Here is a 16,052-nt window from a genome sequence, read left to right as displayed (position 1 = left end):
CTATTAATTTTAATGTTGGTGTGTAAAAAAAATAAAGACTTATTGTTTAAAATTTCATATTCAAATATCTAACCAAAAAAAGTAATTATTTTAAAATTATTAAATATTTGTAATAAATCCTCTTAAAATTGAAATAATTAACAATAAAAATGCAAAAACGTGGTATCTTCCGAATAATTATTAAATGAAAAACCTCTCTGATCAGGAGAGGCTGTAATAAAATTGACTATGTATTGAGTATTCTCAATCTATTTATTGCTTTCCAGCCATTTCAGACGGCGAAGATCTGGTAAATGTTTAACACTGAAATTTTCAAACACGGCATTAAAACCGTTCCCGTCCGGACATGCTGCCATAAGACCAACCATTACAGGTGAATTATCCTGAAGATAGGCATTGCGCATCATCGTATAGTTTTTATCATCAAAAGAGTAGAAAATTTCTACGGCGTCAAGTCTCCTTACGGCTTTTATCCAAACCTCCGAGGGCGTTTTATCAAGTGTGATAACACTCCAGTCGCTGGTAGTGTGGGTTACTACCGTACTCAGATTATACTTGCCGTCTACAAATTCAATTCCAGCTTTGATGTAATTTTCCTTATCAATCCTTAACATGAGCCCGGACTGGTCGAATCTGGTTTTGTAATTTCCTCTTATTTTCACCTTAGCTTCAAATTCTCCTCCGTACATGGTGTATAAGAACGGAGCATCATCAACAGTAAAGCCGTAATGAGAAATCCGCCAGTAATCGCTTTGAGGTGTTACAAACATATTCAGGGTGTTGTTTTTAATTTCCCATTTTTCAGGCTCGTTAAACCACATCATTTTTTCCAGTGTCTGTGCCATAGCTTTATTAATTATACATAGTGCAAAAAAACTTAAAAATATTCTCTTCATTCTTTATACGATATTTCCAATAGCTTTAATATTATTAATTTAGCAAAAATATCATTTAAAGACATTGTACTCAATACTGAAAAATAACCATTTATGGAGATCGTAAAAAAACTTAATCAGGTTCTTCTTCAGGAACAATATGATAACAGAAAATGCATGATGGACACGGAAGTGTACAAGAATATTGCAGATATGTATACAAAAACGGAGCATTCAATAGCCGTGCTCAGTGATATGCAGAATAACAGGAGTTATGTATTCAGTTCGGGAATAGCCTTGGAGCTTGGTCTTAATTTCCAAGATCGTCCTACAGTGATAGATTCTATATGGGAAGAAGAAATCCTAAAAAAAATGCATCCTGATGATAAGCTTAAGAAATATGTTCATGAGCTCAGATTTTTTGAATTTTCATTAGAAACGGAACCTGAAAAACGTTCAGAATTCAGCGTGCTTTCAAGAATAAGAATAAAAAATAAAGAAGGAATCTATAAATTTGTTGTACACAGGATGTTTTACTTTTTCTCACCATACAACACAAAATTACGATTTGCGCTCTGTCTGTATAATCTGGATTTTGATCAGTCTAAACTTTCACAGCCATCTTTTTCGATTATCAACTCGGTAAAAGCAGAAGTGGTTATAGAAGATAAACTTAATTATACCACTATTCTTTCTAAACGCGAATTAGAAATCCTGAAATATATTGGTCAAGGGTGTACCAGTAAGGAAATCGCAGGAATTCTTTCAATTAGCATCAATACAGTAAACAGGCACAGGCAGAATATCCTTGAAAAATTAAAGGTGAAAAATTCTGTAAGTGCTTTTAGCGAAAGTTTAAACTATAATCTTGATAAATTGTAAATATTTGAAAATAATATCTTTATCTTTTTATAATCCCTAAACGTTTATTGTCTTTTTATTGTTTTTTCATTGTATCTTTTGAAAATATAAACAGGTATTATGATTTTTTAATAGAAATTTTACAGCCTTATTGAAAAATACTAGTGAAATAGAGATTTGTTTTTTAAATTAATGTTATATTTGTTATAATAACAATTAACATAAAAAGGATGAACATTAATTTTTCAACAGCAACTTTCAAAGATTTTGAAAATATCCCGGGAATGAATATGATGGAACGAGCAGACATTTACTACGACTTTCTGGAGTATATGAAAAAGAACGGCCACAGATACAGATTACAGAATAATACAGGATGCAGCTCTGTAATGAGAGTCGGTACGGAAGAAATAACGAAAGAGTTCGTAAGTTTTGTAACAAGTGATTACCTGGGATTTACCCAGCATCCAAAAGTAAAACAGGCCGCTATAGAAGGGATAGAAAAATACGGTACGGGAACAGCTGCCACACCTCTTATCGGGGGGTACTATTCATATCATAAAGATCTGGAAGCAAAAATATCTTCTTTTTTTGGCAGAACACAGGATGAAGCCGTAATTTTTACAACGGGATATACTACCAACAGCGCAACATTACAGATTCTTCTTCAGAAAGAAGATATTGCCATTTTAGATATGGCGGTACATGCCAGTGTTTATGAAGGATGTATCCTTACCAACAGAAAAACATTTCCTCATAATAATCTTGACGCACTGGAGCAGATTTTAAAAAAATCTGAAAACCAGTTCCGTACAAAACTCGTAGTTATTGATGGTGTCTATTCTCAGGATGGGGACATTGCTCCTATTGAAGAAATTTATAAATTAGTAAAAAAATACAATGCCTATCTGATGATTGATGACGTGCATGGAGTAGGGATTTTAGGAAAAACAGGAAGAGGAACAATTGAAAACACAGGATTGTTGGACAAAATAGATATCATTACCGGAACATTCAGCAAAACATTCGGTAATCTTGGAGGATATGTTATTGCAAATAAGACACTGGCCAATTTTATAAGATTCCAGTCACGTCAGCAGATTTTTTCTGCCACCACACCTCCTTCCACTGCAACAGGTATCATAAAGGCAATAGAATTGATAGATGAAGAACCGCACTGGCGCACAAAGCTTTGGGAAAATATCAATTATTTTAAAAAAGGACTTGATGACCTGGGGCTTGACACCGGGACTACCTGCTCTGCGGTTATTCCTGTAAAAATAGGAGATCCTCATATTACAGGAGATGTAGGCAAAATGTTGCTGGATCGCGGGATTTATACAAACCCTATAATTTATCCTGCAGTAGCAAGAAAAGATGCAAGAATAAGAATGAGCATGACGGCAACACATGAGCGAGATCATATCGATAAAACACTCAATGCATTTGAAGATATCAATAAAAAATTGCATATTGCGAAAAAATAAATAACAAATGGCTAGAAAAGTTGTACAAGGCCCTATTAGGGATAAAGAAAAGACCAAGCAAAAGCTGCTGGGCGCGGTTGGAAAGATCTTAAGAACAAAAGGTTACTCAGGTCTGAAAGTAAGTAAAATAGCAGCTGTGGCAGGTTTTGATAAAAAACTGATTTATGAGTATTTTGGAAGCACCGAAAAACTGATTGACGAGTATATCAGAACTCAGGATTATTGGAGCAAAATGAATCAGGATAATATTGAAGTGGATATATCAGATGGTGGAAGGGAATTATCTAAAATGGCCATCCTTAATCAGTACGAACATATTAAAAAAAATAAAGAACTCCAGAAAATTATCCTTTGGGGACTTTCGGAAAGCAAACCGATTCTTAAAAAAATAGCAGACGAAAGGGAAGAGATGGGAGAAATGCTCTTTAAAAATATTGTAGACCCTTATTTTCAGGAAAAATCAACAAGATACCGTGCCATTGCCGCTGTTCTTGTATCGGGAGCATATTATCTTAACCTCTATACAGCGCACAATGCCAGTATGTTTTGCGGTATTGATCTGAAATCCGAAGAAGGTAGAAAAGAAATCGAAAAAGCAATCACTGAAATCATTGATTTCGCTTATGATCAGAAATAATGATGAGAAAAAATTTTCCTATTGACCAATGCTAAGTTTTTGTGGATAACTTGAAATTGAAAATTTTCAAATTACAACTATATTTCTTACTTTTGGCCAATGGAAAATTTTATCGTATCTGCACGTAAGTATCGCCCACAACAATTTGATACTGTTGTAGGGCAATCACATATTACGGATACTTTAGAACATGCGATTGGAGAAAATCAGCTGGCTCAGGCTTTATTGTTCTGCGGTCCCAGAGGTGTAGGAAAAACTACCTGCGCCAGAATCCTGGCCAGAAAGATCAATGAAAAAGACGGCTCCGTTTCAGAAGACGGTTTTGCATACAATATTTATGAGCTGGATGCGGCCTCCAATAACTCTGTAGATGACATCCGCGAACTGATAGACCAGGTACGTTTTGCCCCTCAGGTGGGTAAGTACAAAGTATACATCATCGACGAGGTGCATATGTTGTCTTCAGCAGCTTTCAACGCTTTTCTTAAAACTCTCGAAGAACCGCCTGCCCATGCGATCTTTATACTGGCAACAACCGAAAAACACAAGATTATTCCTACCATCTTGTCACGTTGTCAGATTTACGATTTCAAAAGAATCACTATCGAAGATATTCAGGGACATCTTAGAAGTATTGCTCAGAAAGAGAATATTCAATATGAAGATGACGCCCTTTATCTAATCGCCCAGAAAGCAGATGGCGCACTAAGGGATGCACTATCCATTTTCGACAGACTCTCTACATTTTCACAAAAGAACATTACTTTGGCAAAAGCCGCTGAAGTTTTAAATATTCTTGACTATGATCAGTATCTTAAAATTGTTGATCTTGCCAAAGAAGGTAAAATTCCAGATGTACTTGCTGCATTTAATGAGATCGTAAAAAAAGGATTTGATCCTCATATCTTTATTGCAGGACTTGGAAATCATTTCAGAGACCTTATGATGGCTCAGAATGCTTCTACGATTGACCTGATTGAAGTGGGAGAGCAGACAAAAGTTAAATTCGTTCAGCAGGCACAAAATTGGAATGCACAACAGTTGATTGATGCAATAGAAATATGTAATCACGCTGACATTAACTATAAAAATTCCAAGAATCCAAGACTTACGGTAGAAATTGCATTGATGCAGCTATCCTCACTTACTGCAGGTGCAGACATTTCAAAAAAAAAAAGTTTATAATATTAGCTCCTTTTCTCAATGAAAAACAGGAAATAAAAATACCTGCACAGATTATTGAAAAAAAAGAGGAGTTGGTTCAGCCTCAGACACAGGATATTACTAAGCCTCAGGAAGAAATTAAGAAAACTACAAAACCTTTAACCAAAAGGGTAATTTCTTCAGAATTCAGCATTAATGCCCTTTTAAATAAGGAAGATAAAGCTGAAGAGGAAGAAACTGTTGTAGTCAAAACAGAAGCTCTTCCTCAGAATCATTTTACGGAAACAGATCTGCAGGCAGAATGGAATCTATTGCTGAAACAGTTGCAAAAGAAAGATACATTCGTTTTCAATGCTATCAAATCATTCAAACTCGTTAAATCAGCCGAAAACCAGATTACCGTTTTCTTCCCTTCTGATTCTGCAAAGGTGGAGTTTGATAAAGTAGGCCGAGAGTTTTTTAATCACTTTAAAACAAAAGTTCACAATTTTTCTATTGAGATTATATACCAGCGTGATGTTGAAAATCTTAAGATTGAAGTGATGACCAAAAGAAAAATCTTCGAAAAATTCGCTGAGAAAAATCCGCTCCTTAAAGACCTTGACGATCTGATGCGATTTGACCTTACTTAAATTTTATAATTCAGGATATTCTACTTTAAATAAATTTTATATATTTGCTGAATATTTGTCCTGAAAATGCATTTTCGGCAAAATAAAATGTAACAAAAGCTTACAACAAACGATCAGCAATTGGAAAATCTAGTAAAACCATTTCTATCTGTTTTTAGACCCGCTACTTTTTTTAGCGGTTATTTTAGCTTTTCTACAGTGTATTACAGAAGTTCAGAAAAGAAGTATCGATTTTATTATTGGTATTGCTAACTGAATTTCTTTCCAAAAAATAACAGGAGAACAACAGCCTGATTCCTGATTCCATTAATATTTTTAACGGCATTTTTTAGAAAGAATTATAAAGTAACTTTATGATGCAATTGCTGTGGCTGTATATCAACAAAAATAAATAAGAATAATGAATTTAAAAGAATTGAAGAACGACTGGATTGATGCTTTCCCTCAACCGATGATGATTGCAGGGCCATGCAGTGCAGAAAGTGAAACCCAGATGCTGGAAACAGCGAGGAGAATAAAAGAAACACAAGCGCAAGTGCCTATTTTCCGTGCAGGAATATGGAAGCCGCGTACAAAACCAAACGGATTTGAAGGGGTAGGAGTAATAGGGCTCAACTGGCTTAAAAAAGTAAAAGAAGAGTACGGCTTCAGAACCGCTACCGAAGTTGCCAATGCACACCATGTGTTTGCTGCGCTTGAAGCTGATGTAGATATTTTATGGATTGGGGCGCGTTCTACTGTAAATCCTTTTACCGTACAGGAAATTGCAGTAGCACTCAGAGGAACAAAAAAGACCGTACTTGTTAAAAATCCGGTAAATCCAGATCTTGCCCTTTGGATCGGTGCTTTGGAGAGACTTTTAGGTCAGGACATCCAAAATCTGGGTGTTATTCACAGGGGATTTTCAACCTACCAGAAAACAAAATACAGAAATAACCCAAACTGGCAGATTGCTTTGGATTTTAAAAGCCAGTTTCCAAATATTCCTATGCTGATTGATCCGTCACACATCTGCGGAAACAGAACCGGCCTGGCAGATATTACCCAGGAAGCGCTAAACGTTGGATACCAGGGAGCTATTATTGAAACGCATGCTAATCCGGATGAAGCATGGAGTGATGCGGCCCAACAGATTACACCGGAAGTTCTGGCAGAACTTATAAGCAACCTTAAAGTAAGAAGTACTGATCTTGCAGGTTTTGAAGGAGACATGGGAAGACACAGGACATTAATTTCCGATATTGACTTCCAGCTGATTGAACTGTTATCCCAAAGAATGAAAATCTCCGAAAAGATAGGAAAACTTAAAAAAGAAAATGATATCGCTATATTCCAGCCGGAACGATGGAAGGTGATCACGGAATATGCAACGCAAAAAGCAGTGGAAACCGGCATGTCTAAAGAATTTATTGAAAAGGTATTTAAAACAATTCACGAAGAATCAATAGAAGTTCAGAATAATATTATGATCGACAGATAATCATATACTGATAATATTTAGTAATTCGGGGCTGAGAACTCAGGGGATGGTATAAACATTAGCCTGAATTCTTAGCCCTATTTTCTTATATTTGCAACAAGTTAATATATGAAAGGAAAAATCATTAAATCTACAGGAAGCTGGTATCAGGTTTTGGAAATGGAAACCGGGAGAATCTTTGAAGCAAGAATCCGTGGTAAATTCAAGCTTATAAAAACTAGGCTTACCAATCCGCTTGCTGTTGGTGATTTTGTAGAATTTCAGCTGGAACAAGATGATATTGCCTGGATCACGAAAATAGAACCCCGCAGAAATTACCTGATCAGGAAATCCGTAAACCTTTCGAAAGAAGCCCATATTATTGCTTCCAATATTGACCTTGCATGTTTTATCTTTACTTTAAAACATCCGGAAACATCCCTCGGATTTCTGGACAGATTCCTGGCCTGTTGTGAAGCTTACAATATTACTCCGCTTATTTTATTCAATAAAATTGATGTTCTTCATGAAGAAGAGATTGAGATTGTAAAAGATGTAGAATTCCTTTATAATGAAATCGGATACGAGACACTTGAAATTTCATCTTATTCCAGATTAAATCTCGATCAGCTCCAAGAACTTTTAAAGGATAAAACCTCTGTATTTTTCGGTCATTCAGGATGCGGTAAATCTACTTTGGTAAATGCTTTGCAACCCGATCTCAATTTGAAAACATCGGAAATTTCAGATACCCATCTTAAAGGAAAACATACAACCACTTTTGCGCAAATGCATTTCTGGAGTTTTGGCGGTAATGTAATTGATACACCCGGTGTACGCGAATTTGCTATGATTGATATTGAAAAAGAAGAAGTGCAGCATTATTTTCCTGAAATCTTCAAAAAAAGAGAAGAATGTAAATTTCACAACTGCCTGCACATCAACGAACCAAAATGCGCTGTTATTGCCGGCCTGGAATCAGGAGAGATTCAGCATTCAAGATATTCTACTTATATCAAGCTGATGGAAGAAGCCGAGGAAGCAGCTCAAAAATAACTCAATTTTCTTTAAAAATAATTCACATTACTGTTCATTGATTTAAAATGAAGCAATAAATAGCTGGTTCTATTGCTGTTACGTTTAATGTCTCTTTTTTAATGATAAGAAATCGCTGAAAGTACTATAAATAAAAAACCCAGCCTAAGCTGGGTAAAAACTAATAACCATGAAAACTCAAATTAAACATGAGAATCGGAATATAAGAAACAATTATTATGCCAAACTTTTGTGAGTGATTTGTTAACAAATGTTATTTTAATGTTAAAATTTGTTTAAAATCTAACTAATCGTTTTTTTTTGTATTTTTGCGCCATTAAAAAAATATACATATATGTCTAACATTACATTCACCATGATTAAGCCTGATGCAGTTGCAGACGGACATATCGGTGCTATATTAGGTAAAATCGCAGAAGGAGGTTTCAAAATTAAAGCATTAAAACTTACACAGCTTACTGTAGCTGATGCTAAAAAATTCTATGAAGTGCATGCTGAAAGACCATTTTATGGAGAATTGGTTGAATTCATGAGTTCTGGACCAATCGTTGCTGCAGTACTTGAAAAAGATAATGCTGTAGAAGATTTCAGAACATTAATCGGTGCTACAAATCCTGCAGAAGCTGCAGAAGGCACTATCAGAAAAATGTTTGCAAGAAGTATCGGTGAAAACGCCGTACACGGTTCAGATTCTGACGAAAATGCTCTTATTGAAGCAAGATTTCACTTTTCAGGAAGAGAGATTTTCTAGTTAGAAAATTGCTTAAAAATACAGATCCGGTGAATGTTATTCACCGGATTTTTTATTGTTTGAAATAAGAAGCCTGAAAATCAGCTTCAAACCTTTATGAACAAAAGGAAATCCGTATAAATACCTAACGGCAAATTACGTATTTGTACGGATGGTTTTTATATAAAATTTCATCAATTTTACATCATAATTCAGAAGAGAATTACATAGTAAAAAAAGTCTTAACTAATAACCATAAGGACTCTGATTTTTAGCAAAGAAGAAAAGGCAGCCTCTTGAGCTGCCTTTTTGTCATATCTAACTTTAAAAAAATTTAAATTTTTAATAGTTCAATGGTTCTTTCCGGACTCTCTGCCGAAAAGACAGCATTGCCTGCTACCAGAACATCTGCTCCTGCTTCAAAAAGTTTCGCAGCATTGTCCACGTTTACACCACCGTCAATTTCAATAAGTGCGGTAGAATTGTTGCTAAGAATCAGATCTTTTGTCTCAGCAATTTTCTTATAAGTGTTTTCAATAAATTTTTGCCCGCCAAAACCCGGATTTACACTCATCAGTAATACAAGGTCAACATCAGCAATAATGTCTTCCAGCATGAGCACAGGAGTGGAAGGATTCAGGACCACACCAGCTTTTGCACCCAGACTCTGAATGTGATGAATGGTTCTGTGAAGATGTGTACACGCTTCATAATGTACTGAAACAAGATCTGCTCCATGATCGATAAATTCTTCAACATATTTTTCAGGCTCTACAATCATAAGATGCACGTCTACAAATTTTTTTGCATGTTGCTGAACGGTTTTCATCACAGGAAACCCGAATGAAATATTCGGGACAAATCTTCCGTCCATTACATCTACATGGAACCAGTCGGCCTGGGAGTTGTTTACCATTTCAATATCTCTCTGTAAATTTCCGAAATCTGCAGCGAGAAGGGAAGGGGCAATAAGCTTCGTTTTCATTTTACTTTTATACTTTACTTTGTTTTTATTTCTTATCTGCAAAAGTTTTAATACAAATACAGGAAAAAGCTGCCAAAAATAATGGTCTCAATAATTGCTAATTTAATATTGTTAATTTTGAGTACCAACAATCTGTCAATTATAAATAATCCCAAAGGGACTATACTGAAGATGAGAAGCGTTTCGAGGACCATCTTGTACGAAGAACCAATTTTGGGAGGATCAAACCATTTATATACAATACCAAAAATAATATATCCGAAATATAATGCTGTCATAACAGATATAAATGTCGGCTTTCTGATAAGATGATTAAAAAAGCGCTTCATATTAATGATATTTCAGCTTCATTTCCGGCTGGATTTTTAACAGCGTTTCGTAAATCAGTTTAATCACATTTCCAACATCTTCTTTAGAAACCATTTCTACAGTCGTGTGCATATAACGAAGAGGAAGTGAAATCAATGCACTGGGAACGCCACCGTTAGAATGCGCAAAAGCATCAGTATCCGTACCGGTCATTCTGCTGGCCGCAGCCCGTTGATAAGGAATTTCCTTTGTTTTAGCCGTTTCAATGATCAGTTCCCGGATGGTATGATGAACACTTGGTGCAAAAAATACTACCGGACCGGCACCACATTTCTGATCGCCTTCCTTTTTCTTTTCGATCATTGGAGTCGTGGTATCGTGTGTGACGTCAGTAACGATAGCAATGTTAGGTTTTATGGTGTCTGCAATCATATCTGCACCATACAAACCGACCTCTTCCTGAACGGAATTGGTAATGTACAAACCGAAAGGAAGCATTTTTTTATTTTCCTTCAAAAGACGCGCAACTTCGGCGATCATAAATCCGCCGATTCTGTTGTCTAAAGCCCTGCACACAAAATAACGATCATTCATTTCAAAGAATTCGTCGGGATATGTAATCATACAGCCAACATAAATTCCCATATCTTCAACTTCTTTTTTAGATGTTGCACCGCAATCAATGAATATATTTTCAATTTTAGGGGTCGGTTCATTCTGATTGGTTCTTGTATGGATCGCAGGCCAGCCAAACACTCCTTTTACAATTCCGTTTTCACCATGGATGTGTACGATCTTGGAAGGTGCGATTGTCTGATCAGAACCTCCGTTACGGATCACATAAATAAGCCCGTCATCAGTAATATAATTTACATACCAGGAAATTTCATCGGCATGCGCTTCAATGACAACTTTAAATTCTGCTTCAGGATTGATAATTCCGTAACATGTACCATAATGATCTACCTCGATTTTGTCAACATAAGGCTTGATGTAATCCATCCAGACTTTCTGTCCTTCATGCTCATAACCGGTAGGCGAAGAGGTATTTAAATATTTTTCTAAAAACTTAAGGGATTTCTTATCAAATTTCATAAAAAGGAATGATTTTTGCGTTCTATTTTCTTTCTAATAGGTGTAAAAATAATGAAATTTAGCAAGATTATTTGTCTTTATCTTTTCTTTTTTGGGGTGAGTGTTTTCGGGCAGAGAGACTCTGTGATCGCAAAACCTTTAAGCCAATATCCTCAGGAACTTTTAAAGGTAGACGAATTCGGAAATAAATATTTTTATGATGAAAGACAGAAGGCCAAAATTTACGAGATCAATGGTGAAACGGTAGTGGTAATGGATGAACTTGTCTTGCTGAATAAACCAAGGTTTAATAACCAGCTCGACAGAAACTATTACTATTTTCTTAATAAAAAACTCTACAGGGTTTATCCTTTGTTTTTAACTGCCCTGCAACAATACAGGGATATTCAGGGTGAGATGAATAATCTGGACAGCAAAGCGAAAAGAAAATACATTAAAGACCGGCAGAATATGCTTGCCGACCAGTATGAGAAACAGCTGAGAGATCTTACAACAACCGAAGGACAGATCTTTGCAAAACTAATGAACAGAGCTACCGGCAAAAATGTCTATGAAATCATAAAAGAATTAAGAGGAGGATGGAGTGCCTTCTGGTGGAATGTAAAAGGTAAAATGGCAGATATAGACCTTAAGGATAAATATGATCCGCATGTAGACAGAACGGATGAATATCTTGAATCACTGCTTCAGTCTAACTGGAACTCAGGCTATTTGCAACCATACCCCGGAGCGGCAAATTTCAGAGTCTACAAATAATAAATCAATATAAAGAAAAATTCCTGTAATATTTTTACAGGAATTTTTCTTTCAGCTTATCGAAAACAACTTTATCGATGGGAAGAACAAAAGGATTGTCTGCTCTGTCAATATCAATCCATTCTGTTTTTTCAATGCAAGGGTCAAGAATAAGGAAATCTTCTTCATTAATGATATTCACGAGGTAATAAACAGTAAGCAGTTGTTCATTCTCCCTAAAACGCGAAACCATAAAATTTTCCTGGGTGTAAAAATGTTCCAGGATCTCTATTTTAACATTCAATTCCTCGTCAAACTCGCGGTGCAGGCATTCTATCAGCCCTTCCCCAAATTCAAGCCCGCCTCCTGGAAACTTCATTAAAGGTTCACCTGCATACTCCTCAAACAAAGTCAGAACTTTATTATCCTTCACCGCACAGGCATAAACCCTAACGTTTATCTTATCTATCATACATAATAATTTGTATAGCTAAAGTAAGAATTATGAAGGAGGAGACAAAACGAAAATCATTTATAAGATAAAAAATAAAGTTTCCATTCAGCATAAATTTTCTCTTCTGATTTGAATTACGTTTATTTTTGATTATATTTAAGTATAAACGTTTAACCAAAATAATCCGTAAATGTTATTATTTTAATTTTTTGCATCAAATAAACAAAAAAGTGTAATTAAAATAAAAGATTAAATAATTGTAAATCAAAAACTTATTTGTATCACCGTCACCCTTTAATAAATCCGCGAAACTACAATTATTTTTCAAACATCCAAAAAATAATTCTATTGTTTTTTATATCTATAATAGAATATTTTTGCGATAAAGCCAACAATTATGAAGCGAGCTTCAATAAAAGATATAGCAAGAATTGCAGGAGTTTCAGTAGCAACAGTATCTTATGTTCTTAACAAAAAAGAAGGAAGCCGGATTAGCGAAGCAACCCGGGATAAAATTCTGAAAGTTGCACAGGAAATCAATTATACACCCAATAAAATCGCCAAAAGCCTTAAGATGAGTAAAAGTAAATTGATAGGTCTTATCGTAGCTGATATTTCCAACGATTTTTACTCAAATATTGCCAGAAGTATTGAAGATGAAGCCATGAAAATGGGATATACGCTTCTGATTGGCAGCTGTGACGAAAATCCTGAAAAATTCGGAAAACTTACCGAATTGTTTTCTGAACAGCAGGTTGACGGGATGATTCTTGCTCCTGTAACTGGATCTGATGATGCTATTAACAGGCTTGTACGCGAAGAATATCCTATTGTGACCATCGACAGATACCTGAAGAATATAGATCTTCCGGGAGTGATGATCAATAATTTTGAAATCTCGGAACAGATTTGTGACTATTTACTCATGAAAGATTTTGATGAGCTTATTTATGTAGGCTATGACACAGAACTGCCACATTTGCTCGACCGGCAACACGGTTTTGAAACAAGAGCCGAAAATTCTGATGTTACCATCAAACGGATTTTAACGGGAATTCATAATATCACCGAAGAAGTTCATCTGCAGCTTCAAAATAATCTTGATCTTTCTAAAAAAACGGCTATTTACTTTTCAAGCAACAAGCTCGGAATCGCAGGATTACGCTATCTTATCGATAATAATATTAAAGTTCCCGAAAGTGTTTCATTGGTTGCGTTTGATGAGACGGAAGCTTATTACCTTTTTCCAACCGAAGTAAGTTTTGTTCGCCAGCCTTTGGAAGAAATGGCCCGCGAATCCGTAAAGCTTCTGGACAGCCAGATCAACAGCTATATACAACACGGTAAAAGAGCGACATTGCAGGCAGAATTTGTAGAACGAAATTCTGTAGAATAATAAAAATTTATTGATTTAATGACAGATAAACAATCTTATATAGTATGTTTCGGCGAAGTTTTATGGGATCTATTTCCTGAAGGTTCCAGAGCAGGCGGAGCGCCCTTTAATGTAGCATATAATGTGCATAAAATGGGTATTGATGTAAAGGTGATCAGCAGAACCGGAAACGACAATCTGGGTGAAAAATTAAGACAGCAAATCATTAGCTGGGGGATTTCTACTGAACTGATACAGGTTGATCAAAATTATCCTACCAGTACCGTCATCGCAAAAATTGATGAGCATAATGAAGCAACCTATGAAATCACCAATAACGTAGCCTGGGATCATATCGAATATTTTCCTGAGTATGATAATTGGCTGTTCAATGCTGAAGCTTTTGTCTTCGGAAGTCTTTCTTCAAGAAACGATGAAACAAGAAATACGTTATTAAAACTTCTCGACAAAGCAAAGCTCAGGATTTTTGATGTTAATTTCAGACCTCCGTTTATTGATAAAGAATTAATAAAAACACTTTTACATAAAGCGGATATTGTTAAGATAAACCAATCCGAGCTGGAGCAGATCATTGAGCTGATAGGGGAAGAATTTCAGACGGACGAAGAAGCGGTGAAAGCTATTCAACGAAGTTTTGCTGTTGATGAAATCGTTTTAACCAAAGGAAGTAGAGGAGCGAGCTATTTTGTGCATGATAAAAGCTACACACTTCCGGCTGTACCGATTACGGTTGCAGATACCGTTGGAAGCGGCGACGCTTTTCTTTCAGGATTCATTTCAAAAAGAATTACCAATGAAGATCCGGAAGAAATTATCAGAAATGCAGTGGCACTCGGTGCATTTATTACTTCTAAAGCCGGAGCATGTCCGGATTATGATTATTCCGATTTTGAAAAATTTAAAAGAATGCACTTTCAAAAATGATTTAAAAATTTTATTTACTAAATGAAAATCATGAAAAAATAAAATGAAAATCTGTAATAATCTAGAATAAATTTCGTTCTATATTGAACCAACAAAATTAAAACGATATGAAAAATTTAAAGAAACTAACAAAGACGGAACTTAAATCCGTGTACGGAGGGCAGCCAAAACAATATTGTGTGTACTGCGAAAGATTAAATAAGCTTGTCTGCAGTGAAGCTCAAATTTCACAATGTCCTTAATACTTACAGCCGCTTTAAGCGGTTTTTTTATTTTCTATAGACCATTCTAATCTTTACTTTTATTCATTTTTTCAAATTATACGCAAAAATTGTTACATTTATTGTATAATTAAATTGTAGTGAATCCCATTTTAGATGTCGTTCTACGCTCACTTTGTGTTTATCTTTTCATGGTAATCGCAATCCGTCTTTTTGGTAAAAATCAGCTTTCACAGCTTAATGCCGGCGATGTTGTCCTGCTGCTGCTTATTTCCAACGCAGTACAAAACGCAATGGTGGGGGAAAACACCTCGCTACAGGGAGGACTTATAGCTGCACTTGTTCTTTTTATTGCGAATTTTATTGTTAAGCGTTTTATGTTTTCCAACAGGAAATTCGAGAGTTTCCTGGAAGATGATCCGGTAATTCTTGTAAAAGATGGTAAAGTGGATGAACAAGCTTTAAATAGGGTGAAAATTAGCAGAAGCGAACTAGATGAAGCGGTGAGGGAACATGGAGTAGACGGCATTGAGAATGTAAAACTATCTGTTCTTGAAGTTGATGGGAATATTAGTGTAATCTCCGAGGATGAGCATAGCAAACAAACACACTATTCAAGAATTAAAAGAAAATATAAGCGAAAATATCATTAATTCTATTTTTTGTTTTCAGGTAATATTGCCTGTAAAGACTGTTTAACAAAGGTTTTTATCATTTTTTAACATAAAATCATTTTTTTTTGGCATTAACATTGTTGCCTTAACCTGAATTTGAAAAGTGAAAAAATGAAAGGATTGATTAAAATTGTTGGAGTGACAACAGTGATGATGATGATGACTTCATGTATTGTTCATGAACATCATGGTAGAAGAGGGATGCCCCCGGGACATGCAAAGAAAGTGTATATCTACGAGAAAAGAGGACATGGTCCTGGCCACGGGCATCACAGAGGACATGGACGTCACAGGTGAAAATGAAAAAAAATAAAAAGCATCGGATTATCCGGTGCTTTGTCGTTTAGTTGTGTTTCAG

General features: G+C 35.6%; 18 protein-coding genes. 14 read left to right on the top strand and 4 right to left on the bottom strand.

Going from position 1 to position 16,052, the window contains the following annotated elements; all coding sequences use genetic code 11:
* Positions 1-248: 248 nt before the first annotated feature.
* On the bottom strand, positions 249-896 hold the full coding sequence (locus U9K52_RS06400; protein WP_263603161.1) for a DUF1349 domain-containing protein: 648 nt from the start codon (positions 894-896) through the stop codon (positions 249-251).
* 93 nt (positions 897-989) lie between these two features.
* Here U9K52_RS06400 and U9K52_RS06395 point away from each other — a divergent pair, with 93 nt between their 5' ends.
* The 8 genes from U9K52_RS06395 (at position 990) to U9K52_RS06360 (ending at position 8,922) form a co-directional block, all read left to right on the top strand.
* Positions 990-1,757 carry a helix-turn-helix transcriptional regulator gene (locus U9K52_RS06395; RefSeq protein ID WP_322925680.1) on the top strand — a complete coding sequence of 256 codons (768 nt, stop codon included), beginning with the start codon at positions 990-992 and terminating at the stop codon, positions 1,755-1,757.
* A 209-nt stretch (positions 1,758-1,966) separates the two neighbouring features.
* Positions 1,967-3,223 carry an aminotransferase class I/II-fold pyridoxal phosphate-dependent enzyme gene (locus U9K52_RS06390; protein ID WP_248393326.1) on the top strand — a complete coding sequence of 419 codons (1,257 nt, stop codon included), beginning with the start codon at positions 1,967-1,969 and terminating at the stop codon, positions 3,221-3,223.
* 7 nt (positions 3,224-3,230) lie between these two features.
* The gene (locus U9K52_RS06385) at positions 3,231-3,860 is read left to right on the top strand and encodes a TetR/AcrR family transcriptional regulator (RefSeq protein ID WP_066439332.1); all 630 of its coding nucleotides are present in this window, start codon (positions 3,231-3,233) and stop codon (positions 3,858-3,860) included.
* Positions 3,861-3,959: 99 nt separating this feature from the next.
* Positions 3,960-5,045 (top strand): DNA polymerase III subunit gamma/tau, encoded by a 1,086-nt coding sequence (gene dnaX, locus U9K52_RS06380; RefSeq protein WP_263603158.1) that lies wholly within the window; start codon positions 3,960-3,962, stop codon positions 5,043-5,045.
* Positions 5,046-5,116: 71 nt separating this feature from the next.
* Entirely contained in the window at positions 5,117-5,656 is a 540-nt protein-coding gene (locus tag U9K52_RS06375; protein ID WP_322925679.1) for a hypothetical protein, read from the top strand.
* Between the two features lie 400 nt (positions 5,657-6,056).
* Positions 6,057-7,136, top strand: a complete 1,080-nt coding sequence (locus U9K52_RS06370; RefSeq protein WP_263603156.1) for a bifunctional 3-deoxy-7-phosphoheptulonate synthase/chorismate mutase type II — start codon at positions 6,057-6,059, stop codon at positions 7,134-7,136.
* 108 nt (positions 7,137-7,244) lie between these two features.
* Positions 7,245-8,171: a ribosome small subunit-dependent GTPase A gene (rsgA, locus tag U9K52_RS06365; RefSeq protein ID WP_263603155.1), complete on the top strand. Its 927-nt coding sequence runs from the start codon at positions 7,245-7,247 to the stop codon at positions 8,169-8,171.
* 334 nt (positions 8,172-8,505) lie between these two features.
* The gene (locus tag U9K52_RS06360) at positions 8,506-8,922 is read left to right on the top strand and encodes a nucleoside-diphosphate kinase (protein ID WP_029293064.1); all 417 of its coding nucleotides are present in this window, start codon (positions 8,506-8,508) and stop codon (positions 8,920-8,922) included.
* Between the two features lie 313 nt (positions 8,923-9,235).
* On the opposite strand, the gene rpe is transcribed toward U9K52_RS06360, so the two are convergent.
* Together rpe and U9K52_RS06350 are read right to left on the bottom strand one after the other, a co-directional pair.
* A complete protein-coding gene (gene rpe, locus U9K52_RS06355) occupies positions 9,236-9,886 on the bottom strand; it encodes a ribulose-phosphate 3-epimerase (protein WP_248393350.1) in 651 nt (216 codons plus the stop codon).
* A 330-nt stretch (positions 9,887-10,216) separates the two neighbouring features.
* A complete protein-coding gene (locus tag U9K52_RS06350; protein WP_263603153.1) occupies positions 10,217-11,290 on the bottom strand; it encodes a M42 family metallopeptidase in 1,074 nt (357 codons plus the stop codon).
* Positions 11,291-11,341: 51 nt separating this feature from the next.
* Here U9K52_RS06350 and U9K52_RS06345 point away from each other — a divergent pair, with 51 nt between their 5' ends.
* Entirely contained in the window at positions 11,342-12,046 is a 705-nt protein-coding gene (locus U9K52_RS06345) for a DUF4294 domain-containing protein (RefSeq protein WP_322925678.1), read from the top strand.
* Between the two features lie 34 nt (positions 12,047-12,080).
* Here U9K52_RS06345 and U9K52_RS06340 read toward each other — a convergent pair whose 3' ends face one another.
* Positions 12,081-12,497: an NUDIX domain-containing protein gene (locus U9K52_RS06340; protein ID WP_248393364.1), complete on the bottom strand. Its 417-nt coding sequence runs from the start codon at positions 12,495-12,497 to the stop codon at positions 12,081-12,083.
* A gap of 379 nt (positions 12,498-12,876) precedes the next feature.
* On the opposite strand from U9K52_RS06340, the gene U9K52_RS06335 reads away from it, so the two are divergent.
* The 5 genes from U9K52_RS06335 to U9K52_RS06315 all read left to right on the top strand — a co-directional run bounded on the left by U9K52_RS06335 (position 12,877) and on the right by U9K52_RS06315 (position 15,991).
* Complete coding sequence (locus tag U9K52_RS06335; RefSeq protein WP_322925677.1) at positions 12,877-13,875, top strand: LacI family DNA-binding transcriptional regulator; 999 nt, start codon at positions 12,877-12,879, stop codon at positions 13,873-13,875.
* Between the two features lie 18 nt (positions 13,876-13,893).
* A complete protein-coding gene (locus tag U9K52_RS06330; RefSeq protein WP_322925676.1) occupies positions 13,894-14,799 on the top strand; it encodes a carbohydrate kinase in 906 nt (301 codons plus the stop codon).
* 107 nt (positions 14,800-14,906) lie between these two features.
* A complete protein-coding gene (locus U9K52_RS06325) occupies positions 14,907-15,041 on the top strand; it encodes a bacteriocin-like protein (RefSeq protein ID WP_072882896.1) in 135 nt (44 codons plus the stop codon).
* A 119-nt stretch (positions 15,042-15,160) separates the two neighbouring features.
* The gene (locus tag U9K52_RS06320; RefSeq protein ID WP_263603150.1) at positions 15,161-15,673 is read left to right on the top strand and encodes a DUF421 domain-containing protein; all 513 of its coding nucleotides are present in this window, start codon (positions 15,161-15,163) and stop codon (positions 15,671-15,673) included.
* Positions 15,674-15,805: 132 nt separating this feature from the next.
* Entirely contained in the window at positions 15,806-15,991 is a 186-nt protein-coding gene (locus tag U9K52_RS06315) for a hypothetical protein (RefSeq protein WP_248393373.1), read from the top strand.
* Positions 15,992-16,052 lie beyond the last annotated feature (61 nt).

This window comes from Chryseobacterium sp. MHB01 (genome assembly GCF_034651565.1).
Lineage (GTDB): Bacteria > Bacteroidota > Bacteroidia > Flavobacteriales > Weeksellaceae > Chryseobacterium > Chryseobacterium nepalense.
Note: the sequence above shows the minus strand (reverse complement) of the source record. Positions and strands in the feature narration are given on the sequence as shown.